Source organism: Microbacterium sp. GbtcB4 (genome assembly GCF_019091465.1).
GTDB classification, from domain to species: Bacteria; Actinomycetota; Actinomycetes; order Actinomycetales; family Microbacteriaceae; genus Microbacterium; species Microbacterium paraoxydans.
In genome coordinates this window covers 1-261 of record NZ_JAGXJJ010000215.1, presented here as the reverse complement: position 1 = coordinate 261, position 261 = coordinate 1, and the positions used below count along the sequence as shown (strand labels likewise).

Below are 261 nucleotides of genomic sequence, written 5' to 3'. Positions count from 1 at the left end.
GGGACATGGGCATGCAGATGCTGCTGCTGATGTTCTGCGCCATCACGCCCGGCGGTCTCGGCTCCGGGATCGGCGCGCTGATCGGCTCGATCATCGTCGGCCTCGCCGTCGAGGTCTCCACGCTCCTCGGAGTGCCGTCCGACCTCAAGTACGCCAGCGCCCTCGTCGCGCTGATCATCATCCTGCTCGTGCGACCGCAGGGCATCCTCGGATGCAAGGAAAGGGTGGGCTGACGCATGGACTTCGGAAGCATCCTCGGCA

1 pseudogene is annotated in these 261 nt (G+C 65.9%); it reads left to right on the top strand.

Annotated features, from left to right (window positions below):
* Positions 1-233 (top strand): annotated as a pseudogene (locus KVS71_RS17730) (branched-chain amino acid ABC transporter permease); the annotation flags it as partial.
* Between the last annotated feature and the right edge of the window lie 28 nt (positions 234-261).